This is a genomic window from Acinetobacter sp. YH12144, from assembly GCF_013418345.1.
In the GTDB taxonomy this organism is placed as follows: domain Bacteria; phylum Pseudomonadota; class Gammaproteobacteria; order Pseudomonadales; family Moraxellaceae; genus Acinetobacter; species Acinetobacter amyesii.
The window spans coordinates 1-4586 of the sequence record NZ_VPCD01000046.1 but is presented as its reverse complement, the minus strand read 5'-3'; the positions used below and the strand labels follow the sequence as shown (position 1 = coordinate 4586).

Below are 4586 nucleotides of genomic sequence, written 5' to 3'. Positions count from 1 at the left end.
TAAATTTTCAGCGTTGCTGGCTCCCCGTCAGCCGGATTGGGTTGCATCGCAGGGGTGTCGAAAGAGTCAACTGCGGTCCAAAGCTGTTGGACTTGGGTGAAAAGGGCGTTTATTCTTCCTATACGTAAATTGTATTTGTTTTAGAAAAAGTTTTTGATCATTTGCTTCTTGCTGTGTAAAAGGTTTGTATGCTTGAATTTCTTCAATGATTTCTTTCATTTTTTATTGTCACTTTCCTGTCGTCATCTACTTATCAGCTAAATACCCTTCAGGCATTGGAATCAATTTTTCTGATTCCCGACTGAGGCTCTCCTCTGCTTTCCACCCGGCGATTTTATTTTCCGTTGCTTCGATCACCCCATCAAAAAGAGAATCACTTAATATTAGACGTAGTGGTGGTTCAGGCAATGCCGCAAGTTTTAAGATTGTCTTTGCTGCTAATATAGGGTCACTATCTGTCGCCTGACCCTCCTGTTCTTTTGCGAAGGCATCCATTTGTTGATGCAGTTCTTGATAATCCGGCAAGCGTTTACTATTATGCAGTTTCTTGTAAAGATCTGTCCAATAACCTCCTGGTTCAACAATAGTCACATGAACACCAAAAGGAGCCAGTTCCTGTGCTAAAGCTTCCGTCAATCCTTCTACCGCAAATTTACTAGCACTGTATAGACCTGAAGTCATCCAAGACATGATGCCCCCGATACTACTCATTTGGATAAAACGACCTGATTTGTCTCGCAAAAAAGGAGAAACCGCTTGAGCCGTCCAAAGAGAACCGAAAAAGTTTACATTCATTATCTGACGCGCCTCTTCTTCTGTTGTCTCCTCAATCATTCCTCCAAGCATCATTCCCGCATTACTCAAAGCAATATCGATGCCATTAAATTTTTCTGCTCCCTTAGCAGCAGCGGCTACTACCATGTCTCGTTCTTCAATATCGCCTAAACAGATCAGCAAAGAAGATCCATATTCTGTTTTTAACCTGCTGAGTTTTCCTTCTGTTCTAGAAAAAGAAATGACTTGGTCGCCATTTTCTAATACTAATTTTACTGTCTCAAAACCAATTCCTTTACTTCCACCAGTAATAAACCACGTTCTAGTCATCTGTCCACGCTCCTTTTTTCCTAATTACTCTCAATATGATTATAACAAATTAAAAGGCCAACAACAACTATAGTATCTAATATGCTGATTGTCAGTTATAAAATACTAAGAGTCATTTTATTCAAAAAAAGTTGTGGCAAAAAACTTGCCACAACTTTTTTATTTTGCACGAATCGGGAGCCATATTTGGAACTGTGCATTCTGAGGATTAGCATCTAAATATAATTCGATATCTGGCAATTCAGCATATTCAAAACCTGAAGTTGGTAACCATTCAGTAAAAATCTGCTGTTGCAATTCTTGAATTGCTCCTGGTATAGGACCCGTTCCTGAGAATACCGCCATCCAGCTTTGCGTGATAAAAGCCAGCAATAAAAACCCGCACATATCAGCGCCCATTCCAAGCAGCAACACACCGCGGTCACCCAGTCGCTTTGAAAGAGTGCCGGTTAAAACAGCTTGTACGAATGTATGTGCTGCACCAAAAACGGCCAGCGACACACCTGCTGTGCCAATATCCCAATTCAAGCGCTGTTCGCCATAAATCACCCACAAAGCGGCGGGCGCCTGCCCAATCAGCTGCATAAGAAAAAACAACGCAAAAAAGCTGGCAAGTCCCTGAACTGCAAAATTGAAGCGAAAGCCTTCAAACAAATTGATTTTGGCTGGCTGTCCTTCAGGCGGTTGTGACGGCGTTTTGGGCAACAAGAAAGCCACCAAACAAAAGGCAATTGCATTGAGAAGAGCCCCTGCCACAAAGGGCGCATGCACAGATATATCACTAAGAACACCGCCAATAGCAGGCCCTGCAATCATACCTGCACCAAAACACGCCCCCATAAAACCAAACCAACGCGCACGTTCTTCCTGTTTAGTTGTATCAGCGATAATTGATGCCGCGATTGCACCAGTTGCTCCGGTAACACCTGAGATAATCCGGCCGATATAAAGCACCCATAAAACAGGCGCTGCCGCCATTATGCTATAATCAATCGTGGCACCTAAAAATGAAACCAGCAAAATAATCCGCCGTCCATAGCGGTCAGATAACCGCCCTAAAACGGGCGCGCAAAAGACCTGCATAAACGCATAAAGCGATAAAAAAACACCATAGTGAAATGCTGTTTGCTCTGCCGGTACAAATTCATTTAATAAAGCCGGAACCACCGGCATGATTAATCCCAAACCAATCGCATCAAGCGCGACAACAATGAGTGCGGTTATAAGTGATTTTGACATAGATGTGACTTTTATTTATCATTGATAAGTTGGCGATAAAAAACTTTGTACCTGGCATAAAGCTCGGTGGTGTCAGCGCGTGACCGTACCGGCTTCTTTTGATACTGCCGCCTGGGCGGCTTCTCCTGCTGATCCGGTGACGCCTCAAAGGCTCCCAGCCGCTTTTCCAGGGCAGGCTTGGACAGATCGCGGGACAGGGTGCTGGGCTTGACCATCGTGCCGTCATCGGCCCGGATCACCAACCCGTTACCCCTTGGCGTAATCTCCAGGCCGTTATCACGCATGACCTGGTGCAGCTCCGTCCAGGACTGCGCGGCTTTAATGTCGTCCAGGCATTCGCGCTTGATCCAGCCCACCAGACTTTCCACGCCGGCATGGCGCTCCATGTCGGCGGCCCTCGATGCCGCCCCGCGCTGCTGCGGCCGGTGATTGTCTGCCTCCAGGCCATAGTCCCGTTCCAGCGTCTCGCACAAGTCGGCCAGCGCCAGGTGCGGATAGTACGGTTCGTGCATCGTGTGCCTGGTCGGGTGAATCTTGTTGATGGCAATGTGGATGTGCAGGTTGTCGGTGTCGTTATGCACGGCGCTGATACGCTGATGCTCACCAAACCCTAGCCCTTGGCAAATCCGTTCCTCTATCGCCTTCAAGGTGTCGGCATCGGGATTCTCGCCGGCGCGAAAACTGACAATCAGGTGATAGGTCTTATCGCCCTTGGCCCTGGTGTTCATGTGCTGGGTGGCCAGCACTTCGGTGATGGCATCGCGCACTGAATGCGCCTCGCAATTCGTGACCTGAACATGGCCCAGCCGGTGGTCTTTGCTCTGTGCGTCGGTGATGTATTTAGCCAGGTCGGCAAAGTCTGATTTGCCCAGGGAACGCATGGCAACATGCTTGGCAATCATGATGCTGCCCTGGGTCGCACAATAGATTCCATCAATCGGCTCATTTCGTCCTGGTTGGCCTCAATCCGGGCCAGCAGGCCCAAGACAGTTTCAGCGCTGAACCGGGCCGTTCGGGCATCGTCGGTCAGCCACAATTTCAGCAGACCACCGAGGCGGCCCAGGTCGCCATTGACCCGCACCAGCTCGCGCACGTTCTCGTAATCGGTCACGCCCTGGACGGCGTAACCCTGCCCCACGGCCAGCAAAAAAGCAGACGTACTCAAGCCAGCCGCTTGTGCGTTGGCCTCAATGGCGGCCCGCTCTTCCGGCAGGCAATACACCTTGATCGGCGTGCTGCTTTTTCTCGTTACCTTCTGCTCTGTCGCCTCCATCTTTGGCGTCCTCCTGGTTCTCTTATTCCGGCGTCCGCCGATGGCCCCGCAGGGCAGGATTCCCGTTGAGCGCCGCAGGTGCGAATAAGGGGAAGTGAAGAGGAACACCATGCTTGCATGGTGGGCCTACTTCACACATCCTGCCCGCTTCACCACCACTTTAACATCACTACCATTTACCGGCTATAACCCGTTTTATCGACAAACACAAGCCGATTCCACGCATAAGGCGTGCAATCTGGCTTTAGTCGCCTTACAATCGCTTTAATAGCGATAGAATCGGCATTAAATCGCGGATAAATCGACATATAAAAGGCGGTAGAATCGGCATGACTAAACGGCTTACAGAGCGCATTGCAGCGCAAATGCAGACCCAAAAGCCCACCCGTTCAGGACAGAATCGGGCGGCTTTCCTGGCCCAGCGCGACGACATAAAAGAGGCTTTGACCGATGGCTGGCCGGTAAAAGCCATCTGGAAAACGCTGCACGATGAAGGGAAAATCAGCTTCGGATATGATGCTTTTATCAGCTATGTGAACAGTCTGATTCGGTCGCCAGGCGAGCCTGAAAAGGCCACCGCAAGACCGCCGGCATCCTCCCAACCGGCCCCCAAGAAAGCCACCCCAGCGACACCCAAACCAGTACCATCAGCCAGCCATAAGCCGGGGGAGATTCCCAGCTTCAACTTCAACCCCAGCCCGAACAAAGCGGACTTGATTTGACGCCCCAAGGGGCGGATTGGACGCCAAGAGGGAAGGCATAGCCCGCCCCTCAAGTGTCAATGAACCCCTGGAAATCGACCCCGAAAACAGCCCCCTTCATAGAGGCGGCCTATTAACATTTGAGTGGGAGTGACGGGCACTGGCTGGCAATGTCTAGCAACGGCAGGCATTTCGGCTGAGGGTAAAAGAACTTTCCGCTAAGCGATAGACTGTATGTAAACACAGTATTGCAAGGACGCGGAACATGC

5 protein-coding genes and 2 pseudogenes are annotated in these 4586 nt (G+C 49.7%); 1 reads left to right on the top strand and 6 read right to left on the bottom strand.

Going from position 1 to position 4586, the window contains the following annotated elements:
• Positions 1–66: 66 nt before the first annotated feature.
• From FTU79_RS16190 to traJ, 6 genes and pseudogenes are all read right to left on the bottom strand, one after another.
• Positions 67–219 carry a hypothetical protein gene (locus FTU79_RS16190; RefSeq protein WP_180007116.1) on the bottom strand — a complete coding sequence of 51 codons (153 nt, stop codon included), beginning with the start codon at positions 217–219 and terminating at the stop codon, positions 67–69.
• A gap of 27 nt (positions 220–246) precedes the next feature.
• The gene (locus FTU79_RS16185; RefSeq protein WP_120366351.1) at positions 247–1104 is read right to left on the bottom strand and encodes an SDR family NAD(P)-dependent oxidoreductase; all 858 of its coding nucleotides are present in this window, start codon (positions 1102–1104) and stop codon (positions 247–249) included.
• A 159-nt stretch (positions 1105–1263) separates the two neighbouring features.
• Positions 1264–1449: a GyrI-like domain-containing protein gene (locus FTU79_RS16770; protein ID WP_233735431.1), complete on the bottom strand. Its 186-nt coding sequence runs from the start codon at positions 1447–1449 to the stop codon at positions 1264–1266.
• A pseudogene (locus tag FTU79_RS16180) lies at positions 1441–2343 on the bottom strand (TCR/Tet family MFS transporter); the annotation flags it as partial. The gene FTU79_RS16770 and the pseudogene FTU79_RS16180, both read right to left, overlap by 9 nt.
• A gap of 26 nt (positions 2344–2369) precedes the next feature.
• A pseudogene (traI, locus tag FTU79_RS16175) lies at positions 2370–3245 on the bottom strand (TraI/MobA(P) family conjugative relaxase); the annotation flags it as partial.
• Positions 3242–3616, bottom strand: coding sequence for a conjugal transfer transcriptional regulator TraJ (traJ, locus tag FTU79_RS16170; RefSeq protein ID WP_033472343.1), 375 nt, complete (start codon positions 3614–3616; stop codon positions 3242–3244). The gene traJ and the pseudogene traI, both read right to left, overlap by 4 nt.
• A 329-nt stretch (positions 3617–3945) precedes the next feature.
• Here traJ and FTU79_RS16165 point away from each other — a divergent pair, with 329 nt between their 5' ends.
• Positions 3946–4338, top strand: a complete 393-nt coding sequence (locus FTU79_RS16165) for a TraK family protein (RefSeq protein WP_052928019.1) — start codon at positions 3946–3948, stop codon at positions 4336–4338.
• The last annotated feature ends 248 nt before the right edge of the window (positions 4339–4586 follow it).